12 protein-coding genes are annotated in these 14,178 nt (G+C 67.3%); 2 read left to right on the top strand and 10 right to left on the bottom strand.

The genetic code is table 11. The annotated features are described in order from the left end of the window. Positions 1-94 precede the first annotated feature (94 nt). The gene (gene fghA / locus FGS76_RS16930) at positions 95-952 is read left to right on the top strand and encodes an S-formylglutathione hydrolase (protein WP_138773823.1); all 858 of its coding nucleotides are present in this window, start codon (positions 95-97) and stop codon (positions 950-952) included. Between the two features lie 213 nt (positions 953-1,165). Here fghA and FGS76_RS16925 read toward each other — a convergent pair whose 3' ends face one another. The 10 genes from FGS76_RS16925 to FGS76_RS16880 form a co-directional block, all read right to left on the bottom strand. Continuing rightward, the gene (locus tag FGS76_RS16925) at positions 1,166-2,509 is read right to left on the bottom strand and encodes an amidohydrolase (RefSeq protein WP_138773822.1); all 1,344 of its coding nucleotides are present in this window, start codon (positions 2,507-2,509) and stop codon (positions 1,166-1,168) included. Between the two features lie 184 nt (positions 2,510-2,693). Then, the gene (locus tag FGS76_RS16920) at positions 2,694-3,971 is read right to left on the bottom strand and encodes an MATE family efflux transporter (RefSeq protein WP_138773960.1); all 1,278 of its coding nucleotides are present in this window, start codon (positions 3,969-3,971) and stop codon (positions 2,694-2,696) included. Between the two features lie 211 nt (positions 3,972-4,182). Beyond that, the gene (locus FGS76_RS16915; RefSeq protein ID WP_138773821.1) at positions 4,183-5,274 is read right to left on the bottom strand and encodes a patatin-like phospholipase family protein; all 1,092 of its coding nucleotides are present in this window, start codon (positions 5,272-5,274) and stop codon (positions 4,183-4,185) included. 89 nt (positions 5,275-5,363) lie between these two features. Next, complete coding sequence (locus tag FGS76_RS16910; protein WP_138773820.1) at positions 5,364-6,152, bottom strand: hypothetical protein; 789 nt, start codon at positions 6,150-6,152, stop codon at positions 5,364-5,366. Then, complete coding sequence (locus FGS76_RS16905; protein WP_138773819.1) at positions 6,149-7,261, bottom strand: AI-2E family transporter; 1,113 nt, start codon at positions 7,259-7,261, stop codon at positions 6,149-6,151. Before FGS76_RS16905 ends, FGS76_RS16910 begins: the two co-directional genes overlap by 4 nt. Before the next feature lie 38 nt (positions 7,262-7,299). Further along, positions 7,300-8,292, bottom strand: a complete 993-nt coding sequence (locus FGS76_RS16900; RefSeq protein ID WP_138773818.1) for a calcium/sodium antiporter — start codon at positions 8,290-8,292, stop codon at positions 7,300-7,302. 103 nt (positions 8,293-8,395) lie between these two features. Further along, complete coding sequence (gene rsmD / locus FGS76_RS16895; RefSeq protein ID WP_138773817.1) at positions 8,396-8,971, bottom strand: 16S rRNA (guanine(966)-N(2))-methyltransferase RsmD; 576 nt, start codon at positions 8,969-8,971, stop codon at positions 8,396-8,398. Beyond that, the gene (locus FGS76_RS16890) at positions 8,946-10,346 is read right to left on the bottom strand and encodes a M16 family metallopeptidase (protein ID WP_138773816.1); all 1,401 of its coding nucleotides are present in this window, start codon (positions 10,344-10,346) and stop codon (positions 8,946-8,948) included. The genes rsmD and FGS76_RS16890 overlap by 26 nt, the downstream gene beginning before the upstream one ends. Then, entirely contained in the window at positions 10,343-11,704 is a 1,362-nt protein-coding gene (locus FGS76_RS16885) for a M16 family metallopeptidase (RefSeq protein ID WP_138773815.1), read from the bottom strand. The genes FGS76_RS16890 and FGS76_RS16885 overlap by 4 nt, the downstream gene beginning before the upstream one ends. A 133-nt stretch (positions 11,705-11,837) precedes the next feature. Beyond that, the gene (locus FGS76_RS16880) at positions 11,838-12,524 is read right to left on the bottom strand and encodes a CerR family C-terminal domain-containing protein (protein WP_138773814.1); all 687 of its coding nucleotides are present in this window, start codon (positions 12,522-12,524) and stop codon (positions 11,838-11,840) included. Positions 12,525-12,625: 101 nt separating this feature from the next. Between FGS76_RS16880 and FGS76_RS16875 the strand changes: the two genes are divergently transcribed. After that, the gene (locus FGS76_RS16875; protein WP_138773813.1) at positions 12,626-14,164 is read left to right on the top strand and encodes an efflux transporter outer membrane subunit; all 1,539 of its coding nucleotides are present in this window, start codon (positions 12,626-12,628) and stop codon (positions 14,162-14,164) included. Positions 14,165-14,178: the final 14 nt, after the last annotated feature.

Below are 14,178 nucleotides of genomic sequence, written 5' to 3'. Positions count from 1 at the left end.
CGATCAGCCCGCTCACTACGCCCGGGCTGATCGCGGCTGAAGCCGCTCCTACGGTGCGCTCCGCATGTTTCGAATATGACCAAGGGAGTCACCGATGACGACCTCCAACGAACTGGAACTGGTTTCGGCCAACAAATCCTTCGGCGGTTGGCTGAAGCGCTACAAGCATCAGAGCAAGGTGCTGGGTTGCGAGATGGTGTTCGCCATCTTTCTGCCGCCGGCGGCGGAGGAGCATGAGGTGCCGCTGCTGTGGTGGCTGTCCGGGCTGACCTGCACGGACGAGAACTTCACCCAGAAAGCCGGCGCCCAGCGGGTGGCGGCGGAGCTGGGTCTGGCGTTCGTGTGTCCGGACACCAGCCCGCGCGGCACCGACCTGCCCGGTGAGCACGACAGCTACGACTTCGGCTCCGGTGCCGGCTTCTACCTGAACGCCGAGCAAGCGCCCTGGAACAAGCACTACCGGATGTACGACTACGTCACCGAGGAGTTGACGGCGCTGGTGCACGAGCACTTCCCGCTCAATGGCCGGCAAGCGATCAGCGGGCATTCCATGGGCGGCCATGGCGCGCTGATCTGCGCGCTCAAGAACCCGGACCGCTACACTTCGGTGTCCGCGTTCGCGCCCATCGCCAACCCGACCCAATGCCCCTGGGGCGAAAAGGCGTTTGGCGGCTACCTGGGCAATGACCGGGAAAGCTGGAAACAGTGGGATGCCTGCGAACTGATCGCCGCCGGCGCCCGGGTGGGTGAGATCAAGGTGGATCAGGGTGAGGCGGACAACTTCTACCAGGACGGTCAGCTGCGTCCGCAAGCGCTGGAAGCGGCCTGCCAGGAGGCCGGCATTGCGCTGACCCTGGAACTGCGCCCCGGCTACGACCATTCCTACTTCTTTATCGCCAGCTTTATCGACGACCACCTGCGCTACCACGCGCATCATCTGCGCAGCGTCTGAAAGCACGGATGGTTCGCGGGGATGGTTCGCGGGGATGGTTCGCGGGGATGGTTCGCGGGGATGGTTCGCGGGGATGGTTGTAGGAGCGGCTTCAGCCGCGATCCGGCGTTGGCATGATGATCAAACGCCGGATCGCGGCTGAAGCCGCTCCTACGGTAACGGCAAGAGCCGTGGATGCGGCCGGGCGGAAACCGCCCGGCCCGGGTCCGTCGGTTATTGCGGCGCCAGGGCGTCCAGCAGCAGCAGGCTGTTGGCCTCGATGGCGGTGGTGATCACCCGGCGGGGGTCGATGATTTCGAACTTGGGATTGTGGTTCATCGGCGGCAGTTTGCCGGTGGCCATGTAGTTCTTGACCACGTCCGCGGGCCCGCCGCCCACTTCCATGAACAGGGTCTGGGTGTCCTCGATGCCGGCCACCAGCATGGGGAAGTCCTCGGAGCCCATCACCGGCGGGAAGCCGGGCATCACCGCGCCTTTGCCAAGACCGGCGGCCAGCAGTTGCTGGGCATGCTTGGCCAGCGCTTCGTCGTTGTAGACCGGCTCGGAGTACCCCTTGAAGGTGTACTCCGGCATGTTGTCGTCGGCCACGCCGGCGGCCAGGGCGATGCCGTTGGTTTCCCGTTTGATCGCTTCGATCATCTGATCGCGCACCGATTTTTCGTACCAGCGCAGGTTCAGTTTCAGCACACCGCTGGCGGAGATCACGTTATTGGCTTCGCCGATCTGGCTGGCGCCCACGGTGAGCACCGCCGGTTTTTGCGGGTCCACGTTGCGGCTGACGATGGTCTGGTAGGCCATCACCGAGCGGGCGCCCATCACCACCGGGTCGATGGTGAGCTGCGGCGTGGAGCCGTGGCCGCCGACACCGTGCAGGGTGACATCCAGCTGGTCGCTGCCGGCCATGCGACGACCGGCGCGCACCGCCACCGTGCCCGAGGGCCAGGCCGGGAAGACGTGGGCACTGATCAGCAGTTGCGGCTTGGGCACCTGGTCATAGAGGCCGTCGTCGACCATGGCCTGGGCGCCTTCCAGCAGTTCTTCCGCCGGCTGCGCCACCAGCACCAGGGTGCCGGACCAGTCGTCCCGGGTATCGCGCATCACCTTGGCGATGCCCAGCAACCAGCTCACGTGGGCATCGTGGCCACAGGCGTGGGCCACATGCACCTTGCTACCGTCGTCCAGGGTCACCTGTTTGCGGCTGGCGTAATCCAGGTCGGTGTCTTCCTGCAGCGGCAGGCCATCCATGTCGCTGCGGAACATGACCACCGGCCCGTCGCCGTTTTTCAGTACCGCCGCCACGCCGGTGCCGCCGATGCCGGTGTGCACCTTGTAGCCGAGCTTCTTGAGGCGCTTGCTGACCATCTTGGCGGTTTCGGTTTCCTGGAAACCCAGTTCCGGATTGGCGTGCAGGTGCTTGAAGGTGCTCTCGAGCTGGTCCCCCTGGGCTTCGGCCAGTTCCGCCACCCGTTCGTTCAGCCCGCTGGCCGCCTGGGCTCCCGCCGTGGCCAGCAACAGCGCCGCCGCCAGCGGTTTCCGCCATGACAATGAAACAGACATACACTCTCCCTCGCTGAAAAAGGGACCCGGAGGTCCTTTATTGGAATTGATTTTCGCGGAGACCATAACCAGTCCACCGCCACAAGCCAAGCGCACGCCGGCACCGCCCTCCCGGTAGGAGCGGCTTCAGCCGCGATCCGGCGTTGATCATCACACCCACCGGTGATCGCGGCTGAAGCCGCTCCTACGGGGAGGTCTCGAGGTGGCGGCGCAGGCCTTTCTTGTAGAAAGCCCAGGCCATGGCGCCGGCCAGCAGGTTGCCGGCGCCGGCGCCGATGGCCAGGCCGGTGAGGCCGCCCAGCCAGGCCCCCAGCCACAACAGCGGCAGGTAACAGGCGAACAAACGCAGGAAGGAAATCAGCATGGCGCGCATGGGCCAGCCCAGGGCATTGCTGGCCGACACCACCAGCATGCATACGCCCAGCAGGCCGTAGCTGGGCGGCAGGAAGCGGATCAATTGGGTGAGGGCGTCACGCACCGCCGGGCTCTCCACCAGCAGCGCCGCCAGGGGCGCGGCGCACAGTGCCGCCAGCACCCCCAGCACCAGTTGCCAGATCACCACCATGCGGGCGGCGGCGGCCATCACCCGCTCCACCTCTTGCCAGCGGCCGGCGCCGTAACAGCGGCCCAGCCAGGGCGGCAGCGCCATGGTCATGCCCAGCACCAGCACGATGGAGAAGCTCTCCAGCCGGCTGGTCAGCCCCCAGGCGGCCACCGCCGATTCCCCCAGCCGCGCCACCAGGCCGGTGGCCAGCATCGCCGCCAGGGGCGGCATCAACTGGCTGACCATGGCCGGGCCGGCAATGTGGGCGAACGGCCCGGCGGACGCCCGGGCCTCCGCCAGTACCCCGTCGCGCTCCAGCCAGCCGCGCCCGCGCAGGAACCAGGCGGTGGTCAGGCCACCGGTGGCGAACGCCGCCAGCGAGGCCCAGGCGGCCCCCTCCAGGCCCAGGGCGGGCACCGGCCCGAAACCGAAAATCAGCAGCGGATCGAGGGCCAGGTTCACCAGGCTGGTGAGTATCATCATGGTGCCGGGGAAACGGGTGTTGCCGTGGGCACGGAACAGGCTGTAGCCGAAGTAGGCCATGGCACCGGTCCATGAGGCCAACACCTGCACGCTCCAGAACGGCCGGATCACATCGCGCAGCCGTTCGCTAGCGCCGAGCAGGGCGAACGCCGGGTCCTGAATCGCCCACAGCAGCCACAACAGCGCCGCCATCACCGCGCCGCCGCCGATCAGCACCAGCACCCCCAGCCGGCCGGCGCGATGGCCCTGGCCGGCGCCGATGGCCCGGGAGATCAGCGCGGCAATGGCGATGCCCATGCCCACCTGCACGCCGATGGTGAGAAACACCAGGGGAAAGGTGAACGACTGGGCGGCCAGGGGCTCGGTGCCGAGGCGCGCCACGAACACGCTGTCCACCAGGTTGAAGCCCAGCAACGACATCACGCCCAGGGTCATGGGCCAGGTCTGCTGCCAGATTTGACGGGTCAGGGAGGCGTCGGCGTGGCGCACTGGGGCTCCGGCGGTAACGGGAGCGGCAAGCCTAACACAGGAAGGGGGACGTGATCGGCGTCGGGTCGGGGGGATGACGGCGGCGGGAGAGATCGCGACTGAAGTCGCTCCTACAGGCGCTTTCGACCCGCCGTAGGAGCGACTTTAGTCGCGACAATCACAAAGGCATAAGCCGGTCGGCAAGCTTGCCGGTTTCCACCAGCTCCAGAAACTCGTCGCCCAGGCGCCGGCTTTCGTCGATGGCCTGGCGCCAGGTTCGCTCCCGGCCCGGGTCGTCGCCCAGGTAGCGCTTGAAGTCGGAGCGATCCGGCAGCTTGCCGTTGGGCAGGCGGGCCAGGTAGTCCGCCGACGGCGCCACCAGCAGGGTGCGGGCCAGCCGGCCCGGGTCGCCATTGCGCCAGCGCAGCGGCTTGTCGAACCAGCCCGGTATCACCCGGTCGGTGAAATGGGGATAGAGCACCAGCCCCTCGCTGCGGTAGGGCAGGTCCAGGTGGTAATCCAGCAGCCCACCGTCCCGGTACACCCCGGGCGGCGCGCCGGGGATGTCGCGCACCCCTTCCAGCACCATGGGGATGGCGGCGCTGGCCAGCAGTACCGCGCGCAGGTTTTGCACATCCAGGGGGATGGCGTGGGTGGTAAAGTCGCGCAGCGCTTCCAGGGGCAGCTCCGGTTCGCCGGTGTAGGCCAGGCCCCGTTCCATAAAGGCGCCCAGGGCTCGGCGGCTGACCAGGTTGCCACCGATCACCCCGGCCAGGCCGAGCCCCAGTCCCAGGGGCCGGTCGCCCCGGATCACGCCCCGGCTGCGGATCACCACCACCACCAGCCGGTAATCCGGGTTGGTGAGGATACGGTCGTCGCTGTCGGCGAGCAGATCCGCCAGCATCTTCTCACAGCGGCGGGACACCTCCCGGGGTGTGACACCCTTGGGAAAACGCTGGGAGGTGTAGAGATCAGCCAGCCGCGCCAGCCGGTGCGCCGCCTCGCGGCCGTCCCGGGCGCCGGCCACGGCGGCGAACCGCCAGCTGCCAATGGAGGCGCCGATCAGGGTGCGCCGGCGCGGCGCCCGGGGTAGGAAGTCGCCGAACACCGCCCGGTCCAGGCCGGCCAGGCCCACCGCCTTGGGTCCGCCGGCGGCGCCGGGCACGATGTCCACGTCCTCGGCGCGCAGGCCGTGATCAAGAAGGTGCTGTCGGGCTTGCGCGCCGGCGCGCAATATCAGCGCCGGCTCGCGGGTATGAATGGCGGGCAAGACGGTTCCCCCGGCTAACGGATCCGGGCCATGCTAACCGCTGGCGCGGGAAACACAATGACGGGAATGGTTGCTCGGTTCCGTTACCTTCAGTTCCTCTCTTGAGGATGGCAGTACAACACCAGGGCACCATCCGCTTCACTCTCACTGAGCGGTGGATTCAACGGATCCTCGGAGGCCAGGATCACATCATAGGTTCGGGAACCGCTGAGCGAGCAATTCACCCGGGCGAACCGTTCCTCCGGATTGACGCCGGTCCGCGCCACCACCAGATTGAGGCTGCTGGCATTGGTGCTCTGGTATTCGGTGGCCTGCCCCAGGCGCAAGCCAGTGGAGAAGTAATTGCCGGTGCCGGCGTCGTTGTAACGCAGAGAGAAACCTCTGGCGTCCAGATCTTCCGGGTCCACCGTGTTGATAACCCGGAAACGGGCACCGGAACTCACCTCACCGCCATCCTGTTCAAACAGCGCGATATCGGTATTGAAACCGGTATCACCGTAGGACACGGCGGTGTAGTTCTTGTTGTTCACCAAATCGACCCGGGTGCGGAACAGCCGACCGCTGCTGTTCTCGCCCGCCAACGACACGCTGTTGTCATCGTTGTCATTGGCGTCATCGATACGGACCCGCAGTTCCGGCCCTTCATCACCGCGCGAATAGCCGATACCGGAAGCGCTGTCACTGTCATCTTCCCCGGTCAGCGAGACATCCACCGTCAACAGGCTCTGATCGGCGGCGCCATTGCTGGTGATCTGGTTGTAATAGAACACCGAAGCGTCGGAACGCAGGGAACCGCCGAAGCCGCCATCCTCGTCGTCGCCGCAACTGCTTGCCACCGCCGCCGCCACCAGAACCGGCATGACATAGAACAGATTCATGGTTGTCTCCCGGGATTACTTCCCTGTTCTTGCTGTTGATCATCGGGACCGGGCTCTTCCGGCACCGGTTCCGTGTTGAATTCCTGGATGAAAATCTGCCAGAACGCCACGAACAGGCCGGCCATCAGCGGGCCCAGGGCGAAACCGGTGATGCCAAACAAGGACAGACCACCCAAGGTGGAATAGAGCACCACATAATCGGGCAATTTGGTATCCCGGCCAACCAGAATTGGGCGCAGAAGATTGTCCACCAGGCCGATCACCAGGGCACCGAACAGGGTCAGAATCACCGCGTCGCCGATCTCGCCCACGGCATACAGATAGAGCGCCACCGGCAGCCAGATCAGGCTGGCGCCCACCGCCGGAATCAGGGACAGCAACGCCATGGCCACGCCCCACAGCACCGCCGCCGGGATGCCGAGAAACCAGAAAATCAGGCCGCCGAGCAAGCCCTGCACCGCCGCCACCACCAGATTGCCCTTGATGGTGGCGCGGGTGATTTCCGCGAATTTTTTGAACAGCAGCCGCTCCCGGTCATCGCCCAGGGGCAGCGCCCGGATCAGCATGTTCACCAGCTTGGGGCCGTCGCGCAGCAGGAAGAAGGTGAGGTAGAGCATCAGGCCCAGGTCGATGAAGAACTGGAAGGTGTTCTGGCCCACCGCCAGGGCACGCTTGCCGAGAAACTGGCCGGCGCTCTTGATGCCTTCGATCAGTTGCTGGCCCAGGTTGCCGAATTCCACGCCGGCCCGTTCCAGCAGGTGGTAAGCGGAGGGGAAACCGGTGCGGAAGGTGTCGATGTATTTCTGCGGGTCCAGATTGCCTTGCTGCAGTTTCTGGTAGGTGGCCACGCCCTCGGTGACGAAGGAAGTCGCCACCGCCAGCACCGGAATCACCACCAGCACCGTGCATACCAGCAGGGTGGCCAGGGCCGCCAGGCTGTGCCGGCCGGGCCATTTGGTCAGCAGTTTCTTCTGCATCGGGAAGAAAATCAGCGCCGCCGCGCAGGCCCAGAAAATCGGCGCGAAGAACGGCTTCAGCAGCCACAGGAAGCCGATGCTCACCACCAGCAACAAGGCCAGGAAGGACTTTTGTTCAAGCGGCGAACGCATTGGTTCTCCTTATCCGCGCGGCCGGCTTGCGCAACCGCTCAGGCGGCCGCGCCGGCGGCCACCACCAGGGTGAAAATCAGATAACCGGTGTAGCCCAGATAGGCGGCCACCAGCACGCCGCCTTCCAGGCGGTTGATGCGGCCGCTGCCGGCGCCCCGGAAGCCGTAGCCAAACACAAACAGGGCCAGGGTCAGGACCGCCATCACCACCCAGTCCCGATACAGCAACGCGGGCTCCGTGGGCACCGGCGTGATGGCGCCGGCAATGCCCACCACCGCCAGGGTGTTGAACAGGTTCGAGCCTAGCACATTGCCCAGCGCCAGATCGTGTTCGTTCTTGCGAATCGCGGCCAGGCTGGAAGCCAGTTCCGGCAGGGAAGTGCCCACCGCCACCACGGTGAGGCCGATGATCAGATCACTGACCCCCAGGGAGGTGGCGATGGTCACCGCGCCCCACACCAGCAGCCGCGAACTGACCACCAGCAGCACCAGCCCCAGCAGCAGCCAGAACAGGGCCTTGCCCAGGGGCATGGGCTCAGCTTCCTGCCCGGCTTCCACCTCGCCACCCAGGGGGTCGCCCTTGCCGCTCATGCCCTGGTAAACGGACCAGCCCATCAGCCCAACGAACACCGCCAGCAGCACCAGGGCGTCACGGAAGCTCACCTGACCATCCAGCAGCTGGTAGCCGGACACCAGGGTGATCACCGCCAGCACCGGCAACTCCCGGCGCAGCACGGTGGAGTGCACCGCGATCGGGCTGATCACGGCGGTGAGCCCGAGAATCAAAGCGATATTGGTGATGTTGGAGCCATAGGCATTGCCCAACGCCAACCCGGGATTGCCGTCCAGGGAGGCCAGCGCCGAGACCACCATCTCCGGGGCGGAGGTCCCGAAACCGATCACCAGCATGCCGATCAGCAGGGTCGGCATGCCGGCATGGCGGGCGGTGGCGGAAGCACCGTCGACAAACCGGTCGGCGCTCCAGATCAGCAAAATCAGCCCGGCGATCACCGCGCCTATGGCAAGCCCCAAAATTCACCTCCAAATTCAGCAACAAGCGAAAAGCCACAAGCGACAAGCCTGGCCGGACCGCTGGCGTATCCCGGTCTTGCGGCTTGCAGCTTGTGGCTTGCAGCTACTCTTTTCTGTAAAGCCGGGCGCGGACGTCACCGCCGTCCTTTTCGCGCACCAACTCCCAGCCGTCCGGTACCGCCGGCGGGTCCGCCTGGCGGCGGGATTCCACGTAAATCAGGGCGTCGTTGGCGAGCAGGCCCAGGTCTTCCAGGGCGGCGCAGGCCGGGGTCGCCAGTCCCAGATCATAGGGCGGGTCGATGAACACCAGGTCAAAGCGGTCGGCGCAGCGCGGCAGCCATTTGAGCGCGTCGGCGCAGTGTACCTTCACCCGGTCGCCGAACAGAGGCGCCAGTTGCCGGCTCAGGTCAGCGCAGCGCTCGCGTTTGCGCTCCACCAGGGCGGCGTGTTCCGCGCCCCGGCTGAGGGCCTCGGCGCCCAGGGCGCCGGAGCCGGCGAACAGGTCCAGCACCCGGGCGCCGGGCACATCCGCTTGCAGCCAGTTGAACAGCGTTTCGCGCATACGGTCCGAGGACGGCCGCAGATCGCCGCGCTGGTCGACGAAATGCAGCCGGTGCCCGCGGCGCTCACCGCCGATGATGCGAACCTGACCCTTACTGGTTTTGCCCCTGGGTTTCATCCTGTGCGCCTTGCGGCACGTCCGGCGCGCGCGGGCCGATACTGACGATGGCCAGCTTATCGGCGTCCAGGGCACGCTGGAACGCGTTGCGAATGTCCGCCACCGTGACCGTTTCGACCTGCTCATTGAAGCGCTGGAGGTAATCCAGCGGCAGGTCGTAGAAACCGATGGCGCCGAGCTGGCCGATGATATCGCTGTTGTCGGCGGTTTCCAGTGCCCGACGACCAAGAATGTTGGCCTTGGCGTTGTCGAGCTGCTCCTGGGTGGGGCCGTTGGCGATGAAGTCACGCAGGATTTTCATGGTCAGCCCCAGGGCCTGGTCGGCGTTGTCGTTGGCGGTCTGCAATTGCAGGCGGAACGGGCCGCCGCCGGCCATCGGCTGGAAGTAGCTGGACACGCCGTACACATAGCCGTGCTCCTCGCGCACCTGCTGGGTGAGCAGGGAGGCGAAGCCGCCGCCACCGAGGATGTAGTTGCCCACGTACAGGGCCACATGGTCCGGATTGCCACGCCAGGTGGCCTGGTTGCCGATCAGGATATGGGTCTGGTTGGAGGGGAAGTCGATATGCTCCACGGTGCGCTCCGTGAGGCGTTGGGCACGGGGCAGTCGCGGCGCCGGGCCACCCTCCGGCAGCGCCTCGCTCAGGCGCGCGGCAATCGCCTCCGCCTGCTCGCGGCTGGCGTCGCCGACCAGGGCGATCACCGTGTTGCCGGCGGCGTAGTAGCGCTGGTAGAAGCGCTGCACGTCGGCGCGGGTGATGCCGGGCAGGCTCTCCAGGGTGCCGGACTCCGGGTGGCCGTAGGGGTGGCCGGCGAAGACCACCTGCTGGAACGCTTTTTCCACCTGGGGCCCGGGCACCTGGCGGTCCATTTTCAGGCCCTGCAGGGCGCGGGTGCGAACCCGGTCCAGGGCGTCCTGGGGAAAGCTGGGGGAGCCGATCACCCGGGCCAGCAGATTCACCGCGTCGTCCCGCCATTGCGGGCGCGACAGGGTGCGCAGGCTGATCACGCCCATGTCCTGGTAGCTGCCGGTGGAAAAGCTGGCGCCCCGGTCCTCGAAGCCCCGGGCGATATCGTCCACGGTCAGCCCCTCGGCGCCCTCGCCGAGCAGCGCGCTGGTCATGGAGGCCAGGCCGGGCTGGTCGCCGTCACGGGCGCCGCCGGCGTTCATCACCAGGCGCACGTCCAGCATCGGCAGGGCGTCGGAGGGCACGAACAGCACCTTGGCGCCCTGGTCGGTGGTCCAGGATTGAATGGTCAGTTCCGGGGCCGCCGGCTTGGCCTGTTCGACCCGGGCGGCGGTGGTCGGAAAGCTGGCGCAGCCGGCCAGGGCCAGGGCGCACAGGGCGGCGGCGAAGGGTTTCCAGACGATCATTGCGACGCCTCCTGACGGGTGGATGGTGACGCCTCGGCGGGCGGCTCCGGCGGATATACATAGGCCACGGCGCTGCGTTCAGCCACCAGCCAGTCCCGGGCGGCCTGCTGCACCTGCGCCGGGGTTACTTTCTCCAGGTTCTCGTCGAACTGTTCGGACAGGCGCCAGTCCACGCCCAGCACCGACAGGCGGCCCAGCTCCATGGCCTGGCCCATCACCGAATCCCGCTGGAACACCTGCCCGGCCAGCACGCCGGCCCGCACCCGGTCCATTTCCTCGGCGCTCGGCGGCTGCTCGGCGATCCGGCGCACCTGCTCCTCAAAGCCTTGCTCCAGCTGCTCCAGCGTGACGCCCGGATTCGGCGAAGCGGAGAAACTGAAAGTGCCGTTGCCGCGCTGCAGGCCGTCATAGCTGGCGCCGGCACCGGCGGCCAGGCGCTGGCCGCGCACCAGTTGGCTTTCCACCCGGGCGCTGAGGCCGCCGTCCAGTACCCCGGCCAGCATGGTCAGCGCATAGAAAGTGGCCGGGTCCTCGGCGGTGGTCAGCGAGGGCACGTTGTATTGCATGAACAGGGCCGGCACCCGCACCGGCAGATGCAGGGTCATGCGGCGCTCGCCGGCGGGCGGGTCCAGGGTCGGTTTGGGGCGCGGCGGCGTTTCGCCGGCGGCCATGTCGCCGAAGAACTTGTCCACCAGCGGCCGCACCTGGGATTCGGTCACGTCACCGGCGATCACCAAGGTGGCGTTGCCGGGCACGTAGAAGCGTTGGTACCAGCTGCGCGCCTGTTCCGGTTTCAGTTGGGCCAGTTGGTCGCGCCAGCCGATGATCGGGTGAGCGTAACCGGTGCCGGGCCGCGCCACCGCCTGGAATTTCTCCTGGGCCAGGGCGAACGGCTGGTCGTCGGTGCGCTGGCGGCGCTCTTCCATCACCACCTGCAGCTCACGGTAAAAGTCGTCGTCCTCGATGCGCAGATTCTTGAGCCGCTCGGCCTCCAGCTCCAGGGCCAGCGGCAACCGCGAGGCTTCGTACTGCTGGAAATAGGCGGTGTAGTCGTAGCTGGTGAAGGCGTTGTTGGCGCCGCCGTAGCGGGCCACCAGCCGCGCGAATTCCCCGGGGGCCAGATGCTTGCTGTTGCGGAACATCATGTGTTCCAGCAGATGGGCAACGCCGGTTTCGTAGGGCGCCTCGTCGATGCTGCCGGCCTTGAACCAGATCATCACGGTGATCACCGGCGCGCGGTGGTCCTCGCGCACCAGCACCTTCAGGCCATTGTCGAGCTGGAACTCATGGGTGGGCAGGTCCGCCCGCGCGGAGACCGTCAGAACACTCAACGCCAGGGCGATCCACAATACTTTCATGCGCTTTCCTCTGAACAACCGGGGTCAGGGAACCGGCGATTATGATGGTAAGGCCCCGCCGACGCGAGCCGCCGCCGGGTCACCGGGTAGGACTGGCGCGGCGCCGGGAAGTTTCCCCCGCGCCGGCTTCCGGCTACAGAGGAAACTGGCGCAGCAGGGTTTCGCGCACCACCCGCACGATGCGCGCCAGGTGATCTTCGTCCAGCGCCTCTACCCCCAGCCGCCGGATCAGGGTGGTCCGGTGCACGCCGAACACGATGGCCTCACCATACAGGGCCTGCACCTCGATGATCACGTCCGGATCGGTGGCCGGCTTGCCACGCAGCGGCCCCACCAGCCGCGCCAGCAGCTCGTGGACCGGCTCGATCAGTTCGTCGTAGAGAATGTCCATGGCGGCGGTGGGCTGCATCTGTTCGCGCAGCAGGAAGTAGCCGATCTCGTACTTGTGGCGCTGGCTGAGGATTTTATCGAGCAGGGCGCCCACCAGCAGGGCCACGTCCTCGCGGGCCTGAACCAGGTCGGTGACGCCGCCGGCGTGGCGCTGGTGCACTTCCAGCACCGCCGGTTCCATGGCCGGGCGCACCATTTCCACGATGCGCCAGGCCACCGCCTGGTACAGCCCTTCCTTGGATTGGAAATGGTAGGGGATGGCGGCCTGGTTGGCCTTGGCGGCGTTGGCCAGGGCGCGGGTGCTGACCGCGTCGAAGCCCTGGCGGCTGAACAGCCGCAGGCCGGCGTCCACCAGCCGTTTGCGGGTGGCTTCGCTGCGTGACGGTTCGGAGGCCGGGCGCTGGCCCGACCCGGCGCTTTGCTGGGCCATGCTGGGTTCCGGATATTCGGGAGCAGCCGATATTAATTCAATCGATTGATTTTGTCATTGGACTGCTCAAGAATGTTGCCCGACTTGATGGGGAGGCCTTCATGCCCAACTTTCCTTCCGCACCCGGCCGCTGGCGCCAGCTGGCCACCGCCGTGCTGGCGGCGCTGTCGCTGGCCGCCTGCACCCTGGGGCCGGATTTCCGGTCCCCGGCGGACGATCTGGCCGGCGACTATCAGGTGTCCGCCCCGCAGGGCGACACCGCCCATGTCGACGGCCCCGGCGGCCAGGCCCAGCGCTTTACCGACGGGGCGCCCATCGCCGCCGACTGGTACCGGCTGTTCGGCTCACCGGTTCTCAACGACCTGATCCACCAGGCCATGGAAAACAGCCCGTCGCTGCGCGCCAGCCAGGCCAGCCTGCGCCAGGCCGCCCACCAGCTGGAAGCGGTGTCCGGCGCCGATCTGCCCGACCTGGACCTGTCCGGCGGCGCCACCCGCCAGCGCTCCAACGGCGCCCGGATCGGCCAGGACAATCCCATGTTCAACAGCGTCTTCAATCTCTATGAAACGCGCCTGGCCCTGAGCTACGACCTGGACCCGTTCGGCGCCTCCGACCGGGAGACCGAGGCCCAGGCGGCCCAGGTGGCCTACGCGCAAAACCTGCTGCGCGGCAGCATGCTGACGCTGGTGGACAACGTGGTGGTAACCACCGTGCGCCTGGCGGCGCTGCGCGACCGGGTCGCCGCCAGCGAGGCCATCGTCAACCTGCAAAGCGATCAGGCCAGCTTGCTCGGCGACCAGGAGCAGGCCGGCTCGGTGGCCTTCGCCGATGTGCTGCGCGCCCGCGCGCAACTGGCCGACACCCGCGCCGGCCTGCCCGCCCTGCGCCACCAACTGGCGGTCACCGAACACGCCCTGGCGCAACTGGTGAGCGCCGACCCGGCCACCTTCCAGGCCCCGCCCCTGTCCCTGAAGGACCTGAACCTGCCGGCGGACCTGCCACTGAGCCTGCCCTCGGAACTGGTGCGCCAGCGTCCGGACATCCTGGCCGCCGAGGAGCGCCTGCACGCCGCCAACGCCCAGGTGGGCCTGGCCACCGCGCGGCTCTATCCGAGCCTGAGCCTCACCGCCAGCCTGGGCACGCTGGCCAACCACGGCGACGCCCTGTTCGAGCCGGCGGCCAAGGTCTGGAGCCTGGGCGCCAACATCACCGCGCCGCTGTTCCATGGCGGCACCCTGCGCGCCAACAAAAAAGCCGCCGAAGCGGCCTGGGAAGCGGAATACGCCCGCTACCGGGATACCGTGCTGGGCGCCTTCGTGCAGGTGGCCGACGTGCTCGACGCCATCGAGCGCGATGCCGATGCCCTGGAGGCCCGCGACCATTCCCTGGAAGCCAACCGGGACAGCCTGGCGCTGGTGCGCAAGCAGTACCGGGCCGGCGCCGCCGGCTACCTGGACGTGCTCAGCGCCGAGCAACGCTACAACCAGGCGCTGCTGTCGCGCATCGACGCGGTGCGCCAGCGCTATGTGGATACCGCCGCCCTGTACCACGCCCTGGGCGGCGGCTGGTGGGACGCTCCCCAGCGCGACGCCACCCCTGAACGGAACGACCGGACGGCCGCCGCGCCGGCCGCCCCCTGATCGCCGGAGACCTT

The organism is Alloalcanivorax gelatiniphagus (assembly GCF_005938655.1).
Classification (GTDB): domain Bacteria; phylum Pseudomonadota; class Gammaproteobacteria; order Pseudomonadales; family Alcanivoracaceae; genus Alloalcanivorax; species Alloalcanivorax gelatiniphagus.
This window is presented reverse-complemented; position numbering and strand designations above follow the sequence as displayed.

Coding starts and splice junctions, on each gene's coding strand:
- FGS76_RS16875 (WP_138773813.1), top strand. CDS start 12,626: ATGCCCAACTTTCCTTCCGCACCCGGCCGCTGGCGCCAGCTGGCCACC.
- FGS76_RS16890 (WP_138773816.1), bottom strand. CDS start 10,346: ATGATCGTCTGGAAACCCTTCGCCGCCGCCCTGTGCGCCCTGGCCCTG.
- FGS76_RS16925 (WP_138773822.1), bottom strand. CDS start 2,509: ATGTCTGTTTCATTGTCATGGCGGAAACCGCTGGCGGCGGCGCTGTTG.
- FGS76_RS16910 (WP_138773820.1), bottom strand. CDS start 6,152: ATGAATCTGTTCTATGTCATGCCGGTTCTGGTGGCGGCGGCGGTGGCA.
- fghA (WP_138773823.1), top strand. CDS start 95: ATGACGACCTCCAACGAACTGGAACTGGTTTCGGCCAACAAATCCTTC.
- FGS76_RS16905 (WP_138773819.1), bottom strand. CDS start 7,261: ATGCGTTCGCCGCTTGAACAAAAGTCCTTCCTGGCCTTGTTGCTGGTG.
- FGS76_RS16885 (WP_138773815.1), bottom strand. CDS start 11,704: ATGAAAGTATTGTGGATCGCCCTGGCGTTGAGTGTTCTGACGGTCTCC.
- rsmD (WP_138773817.1), bottom strand. CDS start 8,971: ATGAAACCCAGGGGCAAAACCAGTAAGGGTCAGGTTCGCATCATCGGC.
- FGS76_RS16920 (WP_138773960.1), bottom strand. CDS start 3,971: ATGACCCTGGGCGTGATGTCGTTGCTGGGCTTCAACCTGGTGGACAGC.
- FGS76_RS16880 (WP_138773814.1), bottom strand. CDS start 12,524: ATGGCCCAGCAAAGCGCCGGGTCGGGCCAGCGCCCGGCCTCCGAACCG.